The following is a 19,434-nucleotide window of genomic DNA, read 5'->3' as shown; positions in this document are numbered from 1 at the left end:
ATAAAAGTCAACAGCAGGTGTTTATCGCGACACCTTCGGTATCATGGAGTAGTGAGCTACCCCTCGATAAGTGGACCGCCGAGCGCTGAAGCCTCCTTGGAGAGTACCGAGGGATCCCTTGAGGTACGGCGGTGGCTGGACAGCGTTCGTGCGATCACTCAGACAGTCGTCACCGCGCAGCCGCTCACCGATGTCCTTGATCTCATCGCCGGGACGGCCGCATCGCTGATGGGGTATGACTTTTGTGGCGTACTTTTACCAGACGCTTCTTCTCGCAAGCTCACAATCGAGGGCTCCAGCGGCCTATCCTCGGATTACATCGCCCAGGTCAACGCAAACCACCCGGTCCTTCTCGACCAAGACGCTGCTTTCGAAGCTCCATCCAGTAGGGCGTTTCGGACCGGCCGACCCGTGGCTATTGCCGACATCCAAGCGGAACCGCAATTCGCGCCTTGGGGAGGAGTTGCCAAGGAGCAGGGCTACCGCTCCATGATCTCGGTGCCGTTGCTGGATTCCGACCACGCCGTTATTGGCACACTAAACTGCTATCGCGCGAACATTCACGACTATGGCCAACAGGAAACTGCGCTTCTCGCAGTGCTAGCCGATCACGCTGCTATCGCTCTCACTACTTCTCGCTTGCGATCGGCTGAAGCCCGACAGATAGAGGAATTGGTACTGCTCAATCGGGAACTTCACTTACAGCGAGACTTGCTGCAGAAGTCCGAGGATATCCACCAAAAGCTGACTGAGATTGCCCTGAGGGGTGGCGGTGTCCCAGGCATTGCCGCGGCACTGTCAATCCTGATTTCGCGAGACATCTTGATCGAAGACGCACAAGGGACAGTGATCGGTCGCTCAGATCCCGCCGTCAGGTTCCCGGACGATCAGACGAGAGCCGGCACCAGAGACGACGAGGCTAGCCTCTTCGGGATCTACCCAGTGCTGCTTGACGAAAGCGAGGTCGCCAGGATTTGGACTGCTGGCGGACCCGAACCACTTACGGCGATTGAGCGTCGCGCCGTTGAACATGCTGCAGTTGTCACCTCGCTCGAGCTTCTACGAGCACGAACAGCTGAAGAAGCGCAATGGAGACTTCAAGGCGCAGTCCTAAACGACCTCCTCACCGGGGAGTCGTCCGCCATGAGCACCATCGTTGCCCGCGCAGAGCGGGTAGGCCATGATCTGACTCTCGAGCACTCAATGGTCGTTATCTCCTTAACGCATGTCGCTCAAAGCGATGTCAACACTTGTCTGCAACAGGCCCTTCGCCGGATCAACGCCTGGACTGCGCCATTCAAACCCCGCCCGCTGTCCGCTATACATCACGATCGAATCGTCGTCCTGATTCCCGCCGCATTCGGGCAATCAACGTTCCAGATGGACTTGAGCGACGAGGTCCGCAGGCTCGCCGCTTCACGTCGCCCAATCGCCTCAGCGACGGCGGTATCACTAGGCCCCTGTCCAGACCTGAAAATGTATCCCCGCGCCTATCGCTCAGCGGCCGGGGCGCTAGACATGCTGGCGCTCACCGGACAAACGGATACCTCCGTGACCCTAGACGACCTAGGCCTCGTAGGTTTACTCCTTCAACTCGACGATGCGTACCAGCTGCTTCAGTATGCAGATCGCACGCTTGGACCGGTGCGTGCCCACGATTCCTCGCGAGGTACAGAACTTATTAGGACTCTCCGAACCTACTTCTCATGCGGGCTGGTCAGCGCAGACACCGCCCGACTTCTCCATGTACACCCCAATACCGTTGGACAGCGCCTCAGACGCATCCAAGCACTAACGAACAAGGACCTCACGCGCCCCGACCACGCCATGGAGCTCGCAGCCGCCCTAACTGTCGGCGATGTTGCCCAAGCAACACCTAGACCTTGATCCACCGGCTGCCTGATATGAGCGGCCCCCGGTTCTGTTTGGTCGGTTGGATCGGGGTCTGTCAGATTAACGGTGGGTCTGGCCTGGCTTGTGATTAGTTGATTCTGCCCTCGAATGCGATCGCGAATGCGTTCAAGGCCGGCTTCCACCTCGTCGCCCATCGTGCCCGGCCCTGCCCTGTGGGGTCAAGGGACCGGGTCACGAGGTAGAGGCATTTCAGGGCCGCGGCGTCGTTCGGGAAGTGGCCCCGTGCCCGCACTGGGCGGCGGTAGCGGGCATTGAGGGATTCGATCGCGTTGGTCGAGCAGATCACCCGGCGGATCTCGGCGTCCCAGTCAAGGAACGGGGCGAACCCGGCCCAGGCGTTGCGCCATAGCCGCCCGATCGCCGGGTACTTCGTGGCCCACTTGGCCTCGAATTCCCCGAACCGCTCCCTCGCGGCGGCCTCGGTCGGGGCGGTGTAGACGGGCTTGAGGTCCCGGGAGAGCTCGTCCCAGTGCTGGCGGGGCGCGTAGCGGAAAGTGTTGCGGATCAAGTGGATCACGCAGTCTGCATTCCTCCCTCGGACACCAGACACCCGAGGAATTCGAGGAGACATACTATGCTCAGGAAATCGGTTCGTCACCCGACGACGCCGCCAACATGAAGGCGGCATAATTCCCGGGACGGTTCAATGTCCACTATGAAAAAATTACTCTGGGTAAGACATAACTCAAGAGATAAAGCTCTCCTGCCGGCCAAAATTGTCCGTAAGCCGGTGGTCCGGGTAACGTCCCATAAGCCGGTCCTTGAACGGGCGCTTCATTAGCGCGGTGTGTGGCGGTAGCCGACCCAAAAGAAACCGAACTTGCTTGTCTCCGGCGGATGGCAGATGACGAGGATGCTTTCAAACCGACTGTTGTGAGTTTGTGCATCTTCCGGACGCGGGGCCACTAGCTACTCGGGCGTGGAACTCGAGAGCGTTGTTCTCTGCTGCTAATTGCTGTGTTTATCGAGGACCTGCCCTAAAAGCGCCATGAGCTGAGCGCGTTCGGGGGCGGTCAATGGTTCGAGTAGGGCATCCTGTACCTGCCCCAGTTGTGCGTCGAGGTCATTGAGGTAGCTGCGGCCAACATCAGTGAGCGCGACTGTTTTGCGGCGGCGGTCGAGGGAATCGGCGGTCCGTTCCACGCACTCGCCTGCTTGAAGCCGGTCGAGGACGGCGACGATGTCGCTTCGGTCCATACCAAGCCTTCGACCCAACTCGGCTTGGCTCAGGGGCCCAAATTCCTCTAAGCCCGCCAGGACGGCGAAGTCTGAGCGCAGGACGGTTGACCCCAACATAGAGGCGGTTAAGCGGGTAGCGCGCAACGCAACCTGGTTGACAAGCCAGCTGGGCAGGCGCCGCAGCCGCTGTGGCTGCGGAGCAGGCTGGACTGCGGCCCGAGGTGAATCACTCATAGGCTGAACAATACCCCTACTTGTTGGCCGGACCAACGAAAGCATACGATGGTCCCGCCAACGTTGGATAGGCCAACGTTTATCGAAGGGCTCGTAAATGTTCCGGACGCAGGAAGACAGCGCCACAGACCTGATTCCTTGGCCCGCTTGGCGCCTGGCGCTGGTGATTGTATTTGGCGCGTTCATGAGCGGGCTGGACGCCTCTGTTGTCGCAGTCGGACTAGACACTCTCTCGCGTGAATTCGACACCGACTTGAGCGTGGTGCAGTGGGTGGGGAACGGCTACTTGCTGGCCTTGGCCGTCTCACTCCCAGCGTGTGCTTGGGCTGGCCGCCGATTCGGGGTCGGGAGGCTATGGCTGCTTGCCCTGGCAGGGTTTACGATTTCCTCCGGCCTGTGCGCGATCGCTGGATCGGTTGAATGGCTGATCGCCGCGCGGGTGGTTCAGGGCCTGTGCGCGGGCCTGCTGATCCCGGCAGGTCAGACCATTCTCGGGCAGGCGGTCGGACCACATCGCCTGGGCCGAGTGATGGCGAGCTTGGGCGTAGCAGTCACTCTCGCCCCGGCCCTCGGGCCGGCCCTCGGCGGCATCTTGCTTCACGTCGCTTCCTGGCCCTGGCTGTTCCTGATCAACCTTCCACTCGGCGCGGCCGGGCTGGCCTTGGGTGGGCGGTACGTACCCCGCGACAAAGCGGGCACGACCGAGCGGCTGGATTTGACCGGCCTGCTGCTGGTCTCCATCGGGCTGCCTTTGGTGGTTCTTTCGCTAACGTTGTGGGCCGAACACCGTACCGCCACCGCCGCGATAATCGGGATGCTCTCCCTAGGCATTGCACTGTTGGGCACCTTCGCCCTGCATGGCCGTCGCGTCGCCCACCCAGTGCTGGACCTTCGCCTGTTCGACAATCGCACTTATGCCGCTGCTGCGACGACAACAGCGTTCGCCGGTGCAGTGATGTTCGGAGCAGGGGTACTCTTCCCGCTCTACTACCAGCTCGGGCGTGGCCAGGATCCCTTGGCCACAGGCCTGCTACTGATCTCTCTTAGTGCCGGCACCGCCGTAGCACTCCCGTTCAGTGGCAAACTGGCCGACCGCTACGGCGGTGGGATCGTCGCCGCCGGTGGTGCGGCTGCGACTCTGGTGACCACCGCACCATTCGTCTGGCTACCCCTAGAGACGCCGGAGATCCTTGTCCAGTCCTTTTTGGTTCTGCGCGGGATGGCCCTCGCCTTGGTCGTGGTGCCTGCCACGGTCAGTGCCTACCGCGCCGTCGCCTCGGAACAGCTACCTGATGCCACTACTCAGGTGAACATCCTCCAGCGCATCGGCGGAGCTCTCGGCGGGGCAGTGTTTACCGTCGTCGCCGCCACCCACCTTCCTACCGATGCAGAAGCAGCGTTCTCCGCGGCATTCGCGTGCTTGACCGCAGCCTGCGCGGCCGCGCTCCTCGGTGCCGTCTCGATGGCAGTCAGTGAACACCGACACTCCTCCACGCCCACCTGACATCCACCCGAACTAAGGAGAAGCCATGCTTCGAATCGCCATCGTCATCGGCAGCACCCGTCCCAACCGCCAATGCCATACCGTCGCTCAGTGGGTGCATACCCACGCCGGGCACCGGCAGGACGCCGACTACGAAATTTTGGACCTAGCTGACTTCAGCCTGCCGCTGCTCGATGAACCAGTCGCAGCTGCGATGAGCAACGATTACGCACGCGAAACCACGCGCGCCTGGTCCCGGGCCATCGCTGCCTTCGACGGGTACGTGTTCGTAACCCCTGAGTACAATCATGGCCCGACCGCCGCGTTGAAGAACGCCTTGGACCTGCTCTTCGTCGAGTGGAACGACAAGGCTGCCGGCTTCGTCAGCTATGGACTCCAAGGCGGGGTTCGGGCGGTGGAGCACTTGCGCGTGATCGCAGCCGAACTAGCCGTCGCTGATGTACGTATTCAAGTGGCCCTGTCCTTCTCCAACGACTTCACTGATCGGCAGCTACATCCGCATCCCCACCAGGAAGAAATCCTGAATCGAATGCTAGACCAACTCAGCAGCTGGGCCACGGCGCTGCAGACCGTTCGTCTTACAGCCCAGAACACGGCACTGACAGGGGCAGGCTTTTCTGGTTGACGGTTCTCTCCGTGCAGGGCGATGGTGTTCTCCTCGATGCCTGCCAGGAAGCTCTTTCCTAGTTTGGAAAGCGTCAGTTCCCTACGTCTTTCCCCGTGCGGCCGCTGAAATTTCTTGTGCTGCGATCAGGCCTGCAACCTCTAACCTTCGAATGGTCCGATAAGGGCCCTGCTCTGTCAGTCGCCAACCCATATCTTGGCGGTCATCTGAAAGTGCCCATAGACGGCCACCTCGCTACCCGTCCGCGGCCATGAGCTTTGCCCAGGCATGGCCACATAAGTTGCCCACAGGCGGCCAGCCGAAACGCACTCAAAGTAAGCCCGGAAACCCCATACGGCCGTTGGCCGCTGCCACCGTCGCGCGATGATCTCGGGGGATACCCCCAGTCAGCGAGCGGGAGTGGGTCTAAGGCCCTTCTCCCGCTCGTTAATGCGGGTAGGAGGGGTGCAGCGTCATCCCCGCCGATGCGCACATCCGCGTACGGGCGCCCGCTGGCTCGCCGGCACCGAATCCTCGGACAGGGCCACCGACCGTTGACCTCTGACTCAAGAGCGCCTGCCCACAGGCGGCCAACAGAACGAGCATTCCGTGGCCGCCCGCGGGCATTTGCGATGGCCCTTCCTTACTGAACCGACCGCGTCATATTCGGGACGGAGCCTTCCTCGGAAAGAGCGGCACCTTGACGCCCTAAACTGGAATGAGCGTAATTTCGCTTCCAACTTTCGGGGTCCAGTTCAAAGTCGGGTCTTTCGTTCGTTAAACGCTGCCCCCGGACTTCTGCCCGGTACATTGACCTTAACTGGGACCCGGTCCAGGACCGGGATGGCCGGGCCGTTAGCCCGGATTTTTCATGGGTTGGCAGTCGGAGGGCTTGAGGCGGTTTGAGCCGGGGCTGGCTTTGGGGGACTCTTTGGTGGCAGGCCAGGACGGCCCTTGGCGTCGGGATCGGTTGGGGTTTCCACGGACCCCGTTGCGGCTTTCTTTCTGCTGGTAGTGACTGGGGGTTTGTTGCTGTCTCAGGCCCGCATGATTGGGCAGGTCCTTCGGATCTGGTTTGCTATCCGTTCAAGGGTTTCGAGCAGGCCCGCGATGAGCGGCATTTCAGGCGCTGTTCGGGGCAGGAGCAGGTGGTTGCGCCGGGCGCGGTTGATGATTTTCCCGGCGGTGGCGAACAGCCGGTATCGCCAGCGCTTGATGTCCCATCCTCTGGCGTGGTGGCCGTCCGGAAGTGCGGCAAGCTGCAGCCAGGAGATGAGGTTAGCGGCCAGTGCGGCGGTGTTGGCCCAGGCCTGGTTCGCGGCGAAGTCGTAGAACGGGAGTTTGCCAAGGCCGGTGTTCTTCAGTGTCTTGATCCGATTCTCGCACCGGCCGCGGGCCCGGTGCCGGGCGTCCAGAAACGGGCCGTGCCAGCGGGGTGCGTTGGTCAGGAACGCCGTGATGCGGTGCCCGTCCAGATCCAGGAGGGTCGGTTGCGCGCCGGGATGCAGGGGCTCGGCGCGGAGATAGATGTTGGTGCCCGGTGGATAGTCGATCATGGGGATCACCTCGGTGGCATTGATCACCCACGCATCGGAGCGGTCCGGCCTGTCCTGGTCCAGGGCGGGCTGCCAGTACTGTTTGTCGTTGAGCCAGTCGATCATGTGGGCTTTGCCCGCCGGGACGGGGTAGGAGACGGAGAACTGCACCTTCAGGGAGTGCAGGTACCAGAGGAACTTCCGTGAGGCGCCCGCGCTGTCGGTGCGGACCAGGATTCTCTGCCCGTCCAGCCTGCCATCAGGGAAGAACGCCTCGGGAAGCTGCGCGGTGGCTGCCTCGAAAACACGGATGTGGTCATCGGCGCTGTTTGCCCCCGCGCTGCCGGGCCGCAGCAGGCAGGCAAGGATTTCCCCGGTGCCGTTGGATGTGCCGTAATCAACGCTGGCGATGAACGGGGCGAATCCATACCCGCCCTTGTACGTGCCGACAGCATGTTCCTTATCCGAGTGGGAGGTCACCAAAGTGGCATCCAAGTCCAGGATCAAGGGATCCGCTGCGGTGGCTCTGGCCGCCGGGTTCCGGTTCCCGGCGGCGTCCCAGGCCCTGGTCCTCAATTCCCGGGTGAGTGTCTCGAAGCCGTAGCTGAACAGCTCGGGGTTGGCCACGGTGCGTTCGAAAAACCGGGACACGGTCGCGTTAGAGGGCAACGGCCCGAAGAGCCCGGGCGATGAGCGCAGCATGTCCAGATCGGTGACATGCTCGCCGCCGCCGGCCAGCATCAGCGCCAGGGATCCGATCAGCCGGCCGGGACGGTGCCGGGCGCCGGATGGAACGAACTGTCCCAGCCGGTCCTCGCAGAGCCCGCGGAAACCGAGCGCGTCGATGAAGCCGGCGAGGACGTTCAGCCCGGCATGGGAGACCAGCGACTGGCCCGTGAAAGTGACCGGAACGGACGGGAAAACACAGGTACGATTAGACACCGGAAGGGTGCTCCTTCGCTCGGCGGAATAACGGTCTCGACAACCACTATTTTCCCAGCTCAGAGCACCCTTCCCCTGCTTAAACACACGCTTTCAACAGCCCACCCGTGAAACTGCCGGGTTAGCAGTCGAAAACACCCCTGTAGCCAAGCGGAGCAGCCGGAGCCTTCGGCAAGCCCCATTCACGTAGCAACAGCAACACTCGCACCCCATTCGGTCGTCCGCTTCGCGGCCGGCTGTTGGGTCCAGTGCCGGCTCCGCAGGGCTCCGCCGTCCCGGCCCCTGTTTTGCCTAACGGCGTTTATTGGCTGCTGTCCTTATGTTGTTGCCAGGTAGTTTTCCGTGGCCGTTGTAGGGTCGTGCTACCCAGGGGAGGCGGGTATGGCTTTGGCTGCTGTGCCGGACGGTCTCGCGACGGCTTCGAAGGATTGGCCGCCCGCCACCCCGCGATGACCCGACCGCTGATTGAGAGACGCGACATGATCGCCGGATAAGGACACGACGGCGCGGTTATCCGCTGGGTTCCACCCAACCAACAGACTGGAGGCTGTTCTTGGTGCACCTACGGGCCGGTATTGACGCCGGCAAAGCCCACCATCACTGCGTCGTGATCGACGCCGACGGAAACCGGCTGCTCTCCCAAAAAATCCCCAACGACGAACCGGCGCTGATCGAGCTCATCGCCAACGTCCTGAAACTGAGCGCCGGAGACGACGTGGTCTGGGCGACCGACCTGAACCAGGGAGGTCCGGCACTGCTGATCGCCCTGCTCCTCGCCCACGGCCAACACATCCTCTACATCCCTGGGCGGATCGTCCAACCACGCCTCCCGGCTCTACCGGGGCGAGGGAAAGACAGACGCCAAAGACGCCGCCGTCATCGCCGACCAGGCACGCATGCGCAAAGACCTGCAGCCCCTGCGGGCCGGGGATGAGACCAGCACCGGGCTGCGGATCCTCACCGCCCGCCGGGCCGACAAAGCTGCGGATCGGACCCGGGCGCTCAACCGCCGGCAGGCCCAGCTGCTGGAATACTTCCCCGCTATAGCGGGCCTTTGACTACAGCCGCTCAAAGGCTGCGCTGTTGCTACTCACCAAGCACCGGACCCCAGACGGGATCCGCCGCACCGGCCAGACACGGCTCCATGCCTGGCTGAAGAAACACGGCACGCGCTCGTCCGCCGCAGTCGCGCAGACCGCCATGGACGCCGCGAAATTGCAGCACACCACCATCCCGGCCCAGCGTGTCGGGGAGCTGATCGTCGGCGCCCTCGCACAGGAAATCATCACCTTGGACAAAGAACTGGCCGAGTTGGACATACTGATCAGCGAGAAAGTTACTGAACACCGGCACACCCAGACCCTGCTCAGCATGCCCGGCTTCGGACCCGTCCTCGCCGCTGAGTTCCTCGGCGCCACCGGGGGAGACCTGGCGGTCTTTCAAACTGCAGACAGGTTTGCTGGCCTCGCCGGACTCGCCCCCGCGCCCCGGGACTCTGGCCGCATCATCCGGTCCGTCGGGGAACCTGCAACGAGAAACCAAGATCTTCCGTAGGGTTCCAGGAAATTATGGAGCCGCGAAGAGTTGCTCAATTGCTTGGAAACGGAGGCTAACCTGTCGAGCGTTCGCGTCACGGATCAACATCCTTCCCTGGTGGAGAGCGAACCCGGAGTTCGCGTCCATGGGCTGCCTGATCGACGTTCTGACGCCCCCGCCTGATAGCGTTGTCCTGTCTTCCGGCCTCTTCTCCCAAGAAGATGAGACCTGACATGACACCTGCAACGGCCTGTTCACGACGCTGCGCCATCGAGTCCTTGCGGGCGTCGATGCCGTGGGCTTGGTTTGGTGGGCCGCTCTTCGACTTCATGTCGTTCCTTGTGCTTCTTCGCGCACAAGCGACACTGTCTTCCGGCCGTTTCTGTACTGAGGGCGCTATCCCAAGTCGCGTGCGATCTGCGCGGCGGTTCGCTGCATGAGCGGGATGCGGCCCTTAAGCTTCTCAAGGTCTTGCACCATGCGGATGGCGGTCACCGAGAGTGCGCCGACCACCCCCGCCGAGCTCCTGATAGGCACTGCGACGCAGTTTACGAAGTCTTCGAACTCGCCGTCGTCTTTCGCCCAGCCCTGCTCGGCGATCGTGGAGAGCTCGGCTTCCAGCGCCGCGCGCGTCGTGATCGTGCTGTCGGTGTACTTCTTCCAATCCGTCGTCGCGAGCACCGCGTCGCGCTGGGCCTGATCCAGACTCGCGAGAATTGCCTTGCCGACTCCGCTGCAGTGTGGCTGCACGGGGGCGCCGACCCGAGAGTACATACGCACCCCGCTCGCGTCTTCGACTTTGTCGACGTAGACGATGGAGCTCTCCATGAGCGCCGCGAGGTGCACGGTGTTTCCCACAACCTTGTGCAGTTCGCGCAACGGACCGGATCCCACTTCGCGCAGGTCGATACTCTCGAGCGAATTCTGGGCGAGCGCGACGAGATGAAGGCCCAGCGCGTATGTGCCGTCCCTGCGTCGGCGCGCGTAGCCGACCTCCTCGAGCGCCTGCAGTTCGCGGAACATCGTCGACCGGTGCAGGCCGAACTCCTCTGCCAGCAGCGCGACTGACTTCGGCTCAACAGCGATCGAGTCGATGATTCGCGCGGCCCGCTTCACGCTCTGTGACATTCGTCCTCCTGTTTGCCCGTTTCAGGTCTCCAATGCTGCATGGCGCTAACCCGTCGCGCTCTCTCGCCGCAGCCCGCGGCCCGGCATCTCTGGTAGCAGCTGTCGGCCCGCCAAGACGGGGATGCCGGCGACAAGAACGTCGTCGATCCCGACGGCGTCGCCGAGCGGAGACGCGTAAGTCGCGGTGTCGGCGACGGATGCGGGGTCGACGACGATGAGGTCGGCAACCCAACCCGGCGCAACGCGGCCTCGGCGCCCGAGCGAAAAGCGCATAGCCGGCGCGGCGGACAGGTGGGAGACAGCATCCGTCCACGACCAGGTCGAGGTCTCGCGCACGTATTCACGCAGATACCGTGCGAAGGTACCACGAGCGCGCGGGTGCGGGTGTGCACCGATAAAGATCCCGTCGGATCCGCCGATGTGGCCAGGGTGGGCGAAGATGCGAGCCAGCTCGGAGACCGGGCGGTCGTATCTCACAGACATGACAGCGTTGGTCTGCAGACGCGAGGCAGCGAGCACATCGAGCGCAAAGTCGATCGCGTCGGTCCCGGCCCGCTCTGCGGCGTCTGCCACTGTGAGGCCGTGCGCCCATGAGTATTCAGCTGACGGGATGTGGGCGAGAGTGATCATACTCGGCCATTCGGGACCGAGACTCGCCTTGCGGTCGACCTCAGGGAACCAGTCTCGGCGCAGCCGTTCCCGCTCGCCTGTATCGCTGAGAATTCGCAGCACCTGGTCGACGGGTCGCGCCGACAGCTCCGGTGGCAGAAGCGGCATGCCGAGAAGAGTGCAGCCCCGCGTGTACGGGTAGGCGTCGAAGGTGGCGTCGGCACCGGCACGCTTGAGCGCGTCGAGTTGCTGGAGCACTACGTGTGCTTCGGCGTGGAAGTGCGACACGTGCACACGAACACCGGAGGCTGCCGAGATGGCCGCGATCTCGTCTATGCCCTCCGCCGAGTTGGCTTCGTAGCCTCCGCGCATGTGTGTCACGTAGACGCCCCCTGCGCGGGCGACGGGTTCGCAGAGCCGGGCTATTTCGTCTGCGTCGGCGAAGATTCCGGGAACGTAGTCAAGGCCCGTGGACAACCCGACGGCACCGTCGCGCATGCCCTGATCGACGAGGTCGGCCATGGCGCCGCGCTCCGCGGCGTTCGCCTGGGCAGTCGACCGCCCGCAGACTTCCCAGCGCAGGGTGCCGCCCGGCACGAGATACGCCGCGTTGAGGCGAGTTGCTCCGTCGACCGCCGACAGGTACTCGGCGACTCCGCCACCGGCGTAGCTCGGGTGCGGTCCGTTGATCGCGGCGAAGTACTCCGACGCGTACCTGCCATCCCCCGGCGCGTACGAGACGCCGTCTTGACCGGCGACGATGCTCGTCACGCCCTGCCTCAGCAGAGCGAGCTGCACGCTCTCCTCTGCGAGGAGCCCATCAACGTGCGAGTGTGCGTCGACGAAGCCGGGCAAGACATAGCGTCCTGTGCAGTCGATAGTGCGGTCGCCTGAGCGTGCAACATCCTCACCGACGTCGATGATGTTCTCGCCTTCGACCACGACGTCCGCTTTCCGCATCCCCGCGGCGTCGACGACGGTTCCACCCTGCAACACCAGGCGCATACGCTGCTCCTCTTTTCTGCTGATCATTCTGTACGCGTGCCTAGAAGAAGGTACGCACGAGGTCGATGACGCGGTCTGATTCGCTCGACGAGACGACCGGCAGGTAGTGCCACTTGTCGAACGCGGTGCACGGGTGCGAGAGCCCCAGTGTGACCACCTCACCGAGCGTAACGTCGTGCACGCCTACGCTCAAATAGCTGTGCTGGTCGTTCATCGCCGTCACCGCTGCACCGTTGAATGTGACCCACTCGTGCCCGAGATCCGACGCGGTCGCCCGCGGAATCGGGAGCCCCTCGTCGAAGGGAAAGTCGCGCTTGCCGCCGTCGAGAAGCGCGAGACCCGGCTCAGGGTGCGAGACGACGCGGGCGACACCGTACATTGCCGAACGAAGCGGCCGCGCGACGTTCGTTCCGGCTTCATCGAGCGGCGAGATGCCGCGGTAGAAGCCGTCGTCGTGTGTGATGTAGGCGCCCGAACGCAACGTCCAGCGTGTCCGCGAATCCTCCCCCATCGCTTCAGCGTAAACGTCGGCGACTACGTCGAAGTAGGCGCTGCCACCCGCGGTGACATAAATCTCACCGTCATCGTAGAGGTCTCCGAGCGCCTGGTGTAGCTCCACCTGGTTCTGCAAATACGCCCGCACCGCGCCCAGTGCGCGCTGCGATCGATCGTGGCCGAGGCTGCCTTCATAGCCGGCGACGCCGGCAAGACGAATCACATCGGATGCTGCCGTGCGACGGGCGACGTCGAGGGCTGCCTCAATCGACCGAGCCCCCGTTCGGCCGCCGTCCGCTCCGAGCTCGACGCAAACATCGACGGGGCGCGAAAGATCGATGTCGCGAAGCGCGCGTTCCATCGCCTCGATCGTCGTCACGGAGTCAGCCCAGCAGACGAAGCGAACCTCCGGATCCGCCAGCTCGCCGGCAAGGTACCGCAGGGAGCGCTCGTCGACGACCGCATTGGCGAGCATGATGGAACTCAGCCCGAACGATCGAGCGGTGCGCACCTGCCCCATAGTGGCGAGCGTGATGCCGAGACAACCCGCGTCGAGCTGCTTCTGCCACAGGGCCGGAGCCATTGTGGTCTTGCCGTGCGGCATCAGCTCAAGCCCCCGCACTCGCGTCCATTCCGACATGACGTCGAGATTGTTCCGCATCGCGTCCGCATCGAGCACCACAAGGGGTGTCCAGAATTCGCCGAGTTGCGGATCAGAGTCAAGGAACTCTCGGACGGTGTTCCCGTACGCGCGGACCGGAAGCCCCTTGTCGCGAGCCGAGAGGCGCTCTTCCGCGAGCTCATCTAGACGAAGTTTTTCCGGCATGGTGCCCACTCTCGCTGACGTGTGCATTATTTGCACAACGTGTTGCATGTCCGCTGCTAACCATAACCCTCCCAGTCCCGCACCACAAGCTCGGTGTAGTTGTGCATATATTACAACGAGGATTGCATCTTGTGCACTCCGGGTGCAATAGTGGTTGCCATGAACTCTGAGGCTATTCCCCGCGTGATCGCGATCGGCGAGACGATGATGCTCGTCACGCCCGCGACGGCCGAACCATTGATGTCGGCGACCGACTTCCACCTCGACGCTGGCGGCGCCGAATCGAACGTAGCATCGCACCTGGCGCGCCTCGGGGTGCACGCCGCGTGGGTCAGCGCGGTCGGCGACGATGCCCTCGGCGAGCGTCTCCGCGCTACGATCGCAAATCGCGGGGTAGACACCCGGTGGGTGACCTCTGATGCTGAGGCATCCACGGGCGTGTACTTCAAAGATCCCGGCAACACCGTGCTCTACTACCGCACGGGTTCTGCTGCGTCCCGCATGGGACCGGCCTCGATCACGGGCGTTCCGCTGGAGGATGCCGACATTGTGCATCTTTCCGGCATCACGCCCGCGCTCTCGCCAAGTTGCGCAGCCCTTATGGATGCTGTGTACGACCGCGTAGCCGCGAGCGACGCCGTGCTCAGCTTCGACGTGAACCATCGGCCGCCGCTCTGGCCGGGAGGCACTGCTGGCCCGGCGCTGCTGTCGCTCGCCCGCCGCGCTGATGTCGTGTTCGTCGGACTGGACGAGGCCGAGACACTGTGGGGGTGCGAGACCGCGAACGACGTGCGCACGCTCCTGCCCGAGCCCGACCGGCTCGTCGTTAAAGACCGCGACGTCGGCGCAACCGAATTTCATGGCGCCGACCAGGCGTTCGTCTCCGCGATCCCCACGGACGTCGTTGAGGCGGTTGGCGCGGGAGACGCGTTCGCCGCCGGTTACCTGGCCGCCGCTCTCGAAGGCGCGTCAGCATCCGATCGACTTCTCGCCGGGCATATTCAAGCCCGACTCGTGCTGCAGTCGACGAGCGATTTCATAGCCGAACCCATGAAGCAGAAAGGCTGACGATGGCCGACAATTCAGAATTTGATGCGCTTTTCGATTCGGCGCCCCTGATGGCGATCCTGCGCGGAATGGGCGTAGAGCGCAGCCTCACTGTGGCCACAGCCGCATGGGATCTCGGCATCGACGTAGTCGAGCTCCCGATCCAGACGGCCGACGACATCGAGGCCCTCCGGGTCGTGTCGGCCGCCGGTCGCGACCGCGGCAAGCGCGTCGGAGCTGGCACTGTCGTGACGGCCGAGCATGTGGCGCAAGCAGCGGCGGCCGGAGCCGAGTTCACCGTGAGCCCCGGTTTCGATATTGACGTTGTGCGGGCCTCGAGCGAGGCGGGACTGCCGCCGCTTCCCGGAGTGGCCACGCCGAGCGAAGTGCAACTCGCCATGAAAGAGGGACTCACTTGGCTCAAGGCGTTCCCTGCCTCGCTTCTGGGCACCGGCTGGTTCGGGGCGATGCGCGGGCCGTTTCCCGCAGCCAGGTTCGTCGCGACGGGCGGAATGGATGCGACGAACGCGGGCGCCTTCCTCGATGTCGGCGTCCGCGTCGTCGCGGTCGGCTCGGCGCTCGAAGACGAGTCTCAGCTGCCGCGCCTCGCCCAGCTGCTCGAACGCCAGCCGTGACTGACATCAGCGAGCGGCTCGCGTTCGTCGATGCGAGGCTCGCCTATGAGATAGACGTTGTTGCCGCCTTCCACGCACAGGCAGAGGGCACTGCGGTGATCGTCGATATACGCAAGGATCGCTCGTGGGACCACGGGCACGTGACCGGAGCACTGCGGCTGCCCGCGAGCAGTCTCGACAGCGACCTTGAAGATCTGCCACGCGACCGCACGATCGTGGTGTACGCCTGGGGCCCGGGCTGCAACGGAGCGACGCACGCGGCACGAGTGCTGCTTGAACGCGGATTCGACGTCCGCGAGATGATCGGCGGATTCGAGTACTGGACCCGAAACGGGTTCCCCATCGAAGATGCGAACGGTGACGCGACCCGGCCCTCCGATCCGCTCGTTACGGCCGACTTCTGACGCCCCTCATCGCCGACTCACATGTGTTGCTTCTCGCACACAGCCTCGATTCATTCGACATTCAACAGGACGAGGCACCTGCACCGCTTGCTCCTTGCTCAACCCCTTTTCGACTTCGAAACCGGCGTCGCCAGGGAACCGGAGCGACATCACAGACCAGCCATCTCCGGGTAGCGGTCCGTTCAGGAGCTTGATCGGCTCGTCGCGAATTCTCGACTCGGCATACTCGACACGAACATTGTCCTCGACACGAACATTGTCGGCGATCGGGAAACGGTCAGGAAATAGCTGAGGCGGCCCGATCGCGTTGCGGATCTCCGCCTGATAACGATAGTCGTCGAGCAGGCGGATGAGCAGAGCGCGCTGGGCCGACTCGACGTCGAATGTTCCCGCCTGGGCCCGGTGACAGCGGCCACCGAGAGCGCTAACGTGTTGCCGATGGTGTTTCCGCGGTGTTCCACGCACCGAATGCCTCAAGTCGTCCGATCATCCCTTCTTCTGTGAGCCGGCGAAGCAGGCAGGATCTACTCGTTCGGATACTCCATATCAGCCAAGGCGACATGGCTTCCGTTGTCGAGCGATTGCTTGATGAGAATCCACCGTCTGAGCAGTTGGGTCTGCGTCGGTTTCGCCCGGATACCCTCGGAACGTGTCATGCTCCTCCGGGTCTGGGGGGCGAGAACGACCAAAACGACGTCTGAGGCTCCATTCGCCAGGTCGGCAGACGCAACTTTCTTCGATCGACTAAAGGAGCGGATGCTGCTGCACGCAGCATCCGCCGTCGACACGTTCGGGCCGCCGTTCGCTATGCACGACGGCCCGAACAGTGTGTGAGTTACTTGCCCCCGGGGATCGCCGCGACGGCGTCGATCTCGACGAGGATGTTGGCGAGTTGCGAGCCGACCGTCGTCCGCACCGGATAGGGCTCGGTGAAGAACTCTTTGTAGGCTTCGTTGAACTCGGCGAAGTCCGCAAGATCGGCGAGGTGCACCGTCGTCTTCACGCAGTCGTCGAGGGTGAGGCCGCACTCCGTCAGCGCGGCCCGCACGTTGCGAAGCACCTGACGCGTCTGCTCCCCGACGCTGTCTGCCACGGCGTTGTCGTTCGCGGCATCCTGGGGACCGAAGCCGGCGGTGTAGACGAACCCGTTCGCCTCGACTGCCTGGCTGTAGGGTCCTGCGGGCTGCGGCGCATTCGTGGTGTGAAATGCCTTCTTCGTCATAGATTTCTCCTCTTTCTCTTGTAGTTGGTCAGTGGTGGTCGACGGATGCCGCTCGCGCTCAGTCCAGCTCCCGCAGCCGTCCGGCGTTCTTAGTGTCGGGCCTGATCGACGCGTAGGCCGTCGCGATGATACCGGCGATCGCGATCACGGCCGCATAGATGATGACCGGCCAGATGTTGCCGAACGCTGCGAACAGCGCGGTGCAGATCAGCGGGGCGAAGCCGCCGCCGAGTGTGTTCGAGAACTGGTAGCCGATGTTCACGCCTGTGGTGCGCGACTCGACGTCGAACATCTCGGTCAGCATCGTGTGCAATGTCGCCTGCATGGCGACACCGGGGATGACGAACCCGACGATCATCCCGAGCCAGATCATGACCGCCATCTCCGTACTGAAGAGGGCGAACGCCGGGTACAGCAGCAGCACGAAAATGATGCAGGCGATGATGTAGAACCGGCGACGGCCGACCTTGTCAGAGAGGTGGCCCCAGAGCGGCGCCATGAAGATCTGCAGGATGCCGACGATCATCGTGCCGAAGAAACCGACCTCGGCTTTCGTCCCCTGGCTCACCATGTAGCCCAGTCCGAAAGTCAGCACGACGTAACCGGCGATGCTCTGCGGCAGACCAATGAAGAGGCCGAGAATCGTGTTCTTGGGGTGACGCAAAGCCTCCTTGAGGGGGTTCTTGCGCTTGACTGTCCCCAGCTCAATCGTCTCTTTGTACGTCTTGAACTCGTCCGACTCCTCGAGCTTGCTTCGGAGCACGACCGCGACGACCGCGAGAACCCCGGCGAACAAGAACGGGATACGCCAACCCCATGTCATGAAGAACGAATCAGACCCGGATCCCAGCACCCCCATCAGGCCAGCGGAGACCATGTTCGCGACGCCGGCGCCGGTGATGAGCAGTGCACCGAAGAGGCCACGGCGGCCCGGCGGTGCGTACTCGACGACGAGTGTGGCCGCGGGTCCCATCTCGCCGCCGACGAAGAGGCCCTGCAACATCCTGAAAAACACCAGCAGGATCGGCGCCGCTATCCCGATCGTGGCGGCCGACGGGATGAGTCCCATGGCTGCAGTGCAGATTCCCATGCCGACAACGGTGATCATGAGCGACATCTTGCGTCCGAACCTGTCGCCGACGTAACCGAACAGGATGCCGCCGACGGGGCGCAGCAAGAAGCCGACCGCGAAGCTGGCGAACGATGCGAGCATGCCGATGATCGGCTCCTCCCCGGGGAAGAACACCGCAGGGAATACCACAGCCGAGGCAAGACCGTAGAGGTAGTAGTCGTAGTACTCCATCATGGTGCCGATGGCAGCGCCGGCGATCGTCCGGCGGTCCTTTCGGGGAATCGCGCGTAGCCCGATTGTGGGCTGCATCGTTGAGTTGGCCATAAGGGCCTCCTTACTCTTTGTATAAGATTTAACGCGGTGGCGTAACCGGAGAGCCAGTCCTCGTCCCTGAGATCTGGGCATTTTCGCCGCCGTTCGCGTAAAGTAGGTGCCTAGACAAAACGTTAAGTTAGCACCAGTCTAGACATTATGTCTACAGGTTTAACAATCTGTTAGGGCAGGGAGGGAAACAGAATGCAGACCGACACGGCCGTCTCGCCGAAGAACATGCCAGTACAGCCGAGAACCTACGAGTCGATCGATGAGGTGTGCGCGGTGTACCGACCGGCGATGCGCGCGATGGCCGCAGCTGCCGGTCCTGGCTGCGAAGTCGTGCTTCACGATCTGTCTGCAGATTCCCCCGATCTCGAGCACACGATCATCGCCATCGAAAACGGGCATGTGACCGGGCGTAAGGTCGGCGGCCCCTCGAGCAGCCTCGGTGCCGGGGTAATCCACAATCAGGATGCCGACCACAACGCCTTCGGGTACCGCGGCTTCACAAGCGATGGCCGGCAACTGCGCTGTTCGTCGGTCTACTTCCGCAACACGGAGGGCAAGATCATCGCTGCGCTGTGCGTTAACGTCGACGTCAGCGCGCTGCAACAGGCCCGGGCGCTCCTCGACGGACTGATTCCGCAAGCCGCCCCCGAGTCGCCCGATGAGCCGAACGAGTTCTTCGGACAGGATCTGGTGGCCGTCATGGACGCGATGGTCACCGACGCGATCCGCGCCATCGGAAAGCCCGTCGCGCAGATGACGAGGGACGACCGCGTCGCAGTGGTCAGGAAGCTAGACCAGCAAGGAGCACTCCAAATGCGCAAGGGAATGGAGCACATCGCGTCGCGACTGGGCATCTCGCGGGTAACGGCGTATTCCTACCTCGATGAGGCGCGCGCCGACAGCGCGTGACTCGCATGACTCAGGAAAGGCTTCGGTGGCCGCGCATTTACGGCCGATGGCTGCGCGTCCCCGACGGTATGCTAATGACACTTCCAGCCGGCAGGTGGACCTGGCATGGTTTCGATCCAGGATCGAACCGCCTCCTGAATCGCCAGGTGTAATGGTCGGCCAGGGTATCGGACAACATCAGCGAGCATCCGCTACCGGCGCCATGCCCGAAATAAGGGACGTTCACGTCACTATCGCGAACGTTAGTTCCCCCACCTTGCGAGTAGCTGGGACAGCCCCTATCCCACATATCAGGTCTCGTAAATCAACG

Annotated in this window: 18 protein-coding genes and 1 pseudogene; 10 read left to right on the top strand and 9 right to left on the bottom strand. The window is 63.1% G+C overall.

Annotated elements, in window-relative coordinates:
* The first annotated feature begins 51 nt into the window (after positions 1–51).
* Positions 52–1,887, top strand: coding sequence for a GAF domain-containing protein (locus J7E82_RS08945; protein WP_214862249.1), 1,836 nt, complete (start codon positions 52–54; stop codon positions 1,885–1,887).
* 94 nt (positions 1,888–1,981) lie between these two features.
* On the opposite strand, the pseudogene J7E82_RS08940 reads toward J7E82_RS08945, so the two are convergent.
* Both J7E82_RS08940 and J7E82_RS08935 read right to left on the bottom strand, forming a co-directional pair.
* Positions 1,982–2,434: pseudogene (locus J7E82_RS08940) on the bottom strand (transposase); the annotation flags it as partial.
* 428 nt (positions 2,435–2,862) lie between these two features.
* Positions 2,863–3,327: a MarR family winged helix-turn-helix transcriptional regulator gene (locus J7E82_RS08935; RefSeq protein ID WP_214862248.1), complete on the bottom strand. Its 465-nt coding sequence runs from the start codon at positions 3,325–3,327 to the stop codon at positions 2,863–2,865.
* A 97-nt stretch (positions 3,328–3,424) separates the two neighbouring features.
* Here J7E82_RS08935 and J7E82_RS08930 point away from each other — a divergent pair, with 97 nt between their 5' ends.
* Both J7E82_RS08930 and J7E82_RS08925 read left to right on the top strand, forming a co-directional pair.
* On the top strand, positions 3,425–4,831 hold the full coding sequence (locus tag J7E82_RS08930; protein WP_214862247.1) for a DHA2 family efflux MFS transporter permease subunit: 1,407 nt from the start codon (positions 3,425–3,427) through the stop codon (positions 4,829–4,831).
* A 25-nt stretch (positions 4,832–4,856) separates the two neighbouring features.
* Complete coding sequence (locus tag J7E82_RS08925; protein WP_214862246.1) at positions 4,857–5,456, top strand: NADPH-dependent FMN reductase; 600 nt, start codon at positions 4,857–4,859, stop codon at positions 5,454–5,456.
* Between the two features lie 1,016 nt (positions 5,457–6,472).
* On the opposite strand, the gene J7E82_RS08920 is transcribed toward J7E82_RS08925, so the two are convergent.
* Positions 6,473–7,912 carry an IS1380 family transposase gene (locus tag J7E82_RS08920; RefSeq protein ID WP_214862245.1) on the bottom strand — a complete coding sequence of 480 codons (1,440 nt, stop codon included), beginning with the start codon at positions 7,910–7,912 and terminating at the stop codon, positions 6,473–6,475.
* 556 nt (positions 7,913–8,468) lie between these two features.
* Between J7E82_RS08920 and J7E82_RS21305 the strand changes: the two genes are divergently transcribed.
* From J7E82_RS21305 to J7E82_RS20655, 3 genes are read left to right on the top strand one after another with little or no spacing between them, the layout of a single operon-like run.
* The gene (locus tag J7E82_RS21305) at positions 8,469–8,846 is read left to right on the top strand and encodes a transposase (protein ID WP_374223602.1); all 378 of its coding nucleotides are present in this window, start codon (positions 8,469–8,471) and stop codon (positions 8,844–8,846) included.
* Entirely contained in the window at positions 8,791–8,970 is a 180-nt protein-coding gene (locus tag J7E82_RS20660) for a transposase (RefSeq protein WP_374223601.1), read from the top strand. Before J7E82_RS21305 ends, J7E82_RS20660 begins: the two co-directional genes overlap by 56 nt.
* A gap of 25 nt (positions 8,971–8,995) precedes the next feature.
* Positions 8,996–9,466 (top strand): transposase, encoded by a 471-nt coding sequence (locus tag J7E82_RS20655; protein ID WP_251041637.1) that lies wholly within the window; start codon positions 8,996–8,998, stop codon positions 9,464–9,466.
* Between the two features lie 76 nt (positions 9,467–9,542).
* On the opposite strand, the gene J7E82_RS08910 is transcribed toward J7E82_RS20655, so the two are convergent.
* The 4 genes from J7E82_RS08910 to J7E82_RS08895 form a co-directional block, all read right to left on the bottom strand.
* Positions 9,543–9,779 (bottom strand): hypothetical protein, encoded by a 237-nt coding sequence (locus J7E82_RS08910; RefSeq protein WP_214862244.1) that lies wholly within the window; start codon positions 9,777–9,779, stop codon positions 9,543–9,545.
* A gap of 65 nt (positions 9,780–9,844) precedes the next feature.
* A complete protein-coding gene (locus J7E82_RS08905; RefSeq protein ID WP_214862243.1) occupies positions 9,845–10,576 on the bottom strand; it encodes an IclR family transcriptional regulator in 732 nt (243 codons plus the stop codon).
* Positions 10,577–10,621: 45 nt separating this feature from the next.
* Entirely contained in the window at positions 10,622–12,217 is a 1,596-nt protein-coding gene (locus tag J7E82_RS08900) for an amidohydrolase family protein (protein WP_214862242.1), read from the bottom strand.
* A 13-nt stretch (positions 12,218–12,230) separates the two neighbouring features.
* A complete protein-coding gene (locus tag J7E82_RS08895; protein WP_214862241.1) occupies positions 12,231–13,511 on the bottom strand; it encodes an alanine racemase in 1,281 nt (426 codons plus the stop codon).
* A gap of 129 nt (positions 13,512–13,640) precedes the next feature.
* Between J7E82_RS08895 and J7E82_RS08890 the strand changes: the two genes are divergently transcribed.
* The 3 genes from J7E82_RS08890 to J7E82_RS20650 are packed head-to-tail and all read left to right on the top strand — an operon-like array spanning position 13,641 to position 15,597.
* Positions 13,641–14,579 (top strand): sugar kinase, encoded by a 939-nt coding sequence (locus J7E82_RS08890; RefSeq protein ID WP_251041636.1) that lies wholly within the window; start codon positions 13,641–13,643, stop codon positions 14,577–14,579.
* Between the two features lie 2 nt (positions 14,580–14,581).
* Entirely contained in the window at positions 14,582–15,193 is a 612-nt protein-coding gene (locus J7E82_RS08885; protein ID WP_214862240.1) for a bifunctional 4-hydroxy-2-oxoglutarate aldolase/2-dehydro-3-deoxy-phosphogluconate aldolase, read from the top strand.
* Positions 15,190–15,597 (top strand): rhodanese-like domain-containing protein, encoded by a 408-nt coding sequence (locus J7E82_RS20650; RefSeq protein ID WP_308113720.1) that lies wholly within the window; start codon positions 15,190–15,192, stop codon positions 15,595–15,597. The genes J7E82_RS08885 and J7E82_RS20650 overlap by 4 nt, the downstream gene beginning before the upstream one ends.
* Before the next feature lie 835 nt (positions 15,598–16,432).
* Here the strand turns inward: J7E82_RS20650 and J7E82_RS08875 are convergent.
* On the bottom strand, positions 16,433–16,819 hold the full coding sequence (locus J7E82_RS08875) for a RidA family protein (protein WP_214862239.1): 387 nt from the start codon (positions 16,817–16,819) through the stop codon (positions 16,433–16,435).
* Between the two features lie 58 nt (positions 16,820–16,877).
* The gene (locus J7E82_RS08870; protein ID WP_251041635.1) at positions 16,878–18,215 is read right to left on the bottom strand and encodes an MFS transporter; all 1,338 of its coding nucleotides are present in this window, start codon (positions 18,213–18,215) and stop codon (positions 16,878–16,880) included.
* Positions 18,216–18,407: 192 nt separating this feature from the next.
* Here J7E82_RS08870 and J7E82_RS08865 point away from each other — a divergent pair, with 192 nt between their 5' ends.
* Positions 18,408–19,124: a transcriptional regulator gene (locus J7E82_RS08865; RefSeq protein WP_214862238.1), complete on the top strand. Its 717-nt coding sequence runs from the start codon at positions 18,408–18,410 to the stop codon at positions 19,122–19,124.
* The last annotated feature ends 310 nt before the right edge of the window (positions 19,125–19,434 follow it).

It is taken from the genome of Arthrobacter sp. ISL-30, from assembly GCF_018613855.1.
Lineage (GTDB): Bacteria > Actinomycetota > Actinomycetes > Actinomycetales > Micrococcaceae > Arthrobacter.
This window is presented reverse-complemented; position numbering and strand designations above follow the sequence as displayed.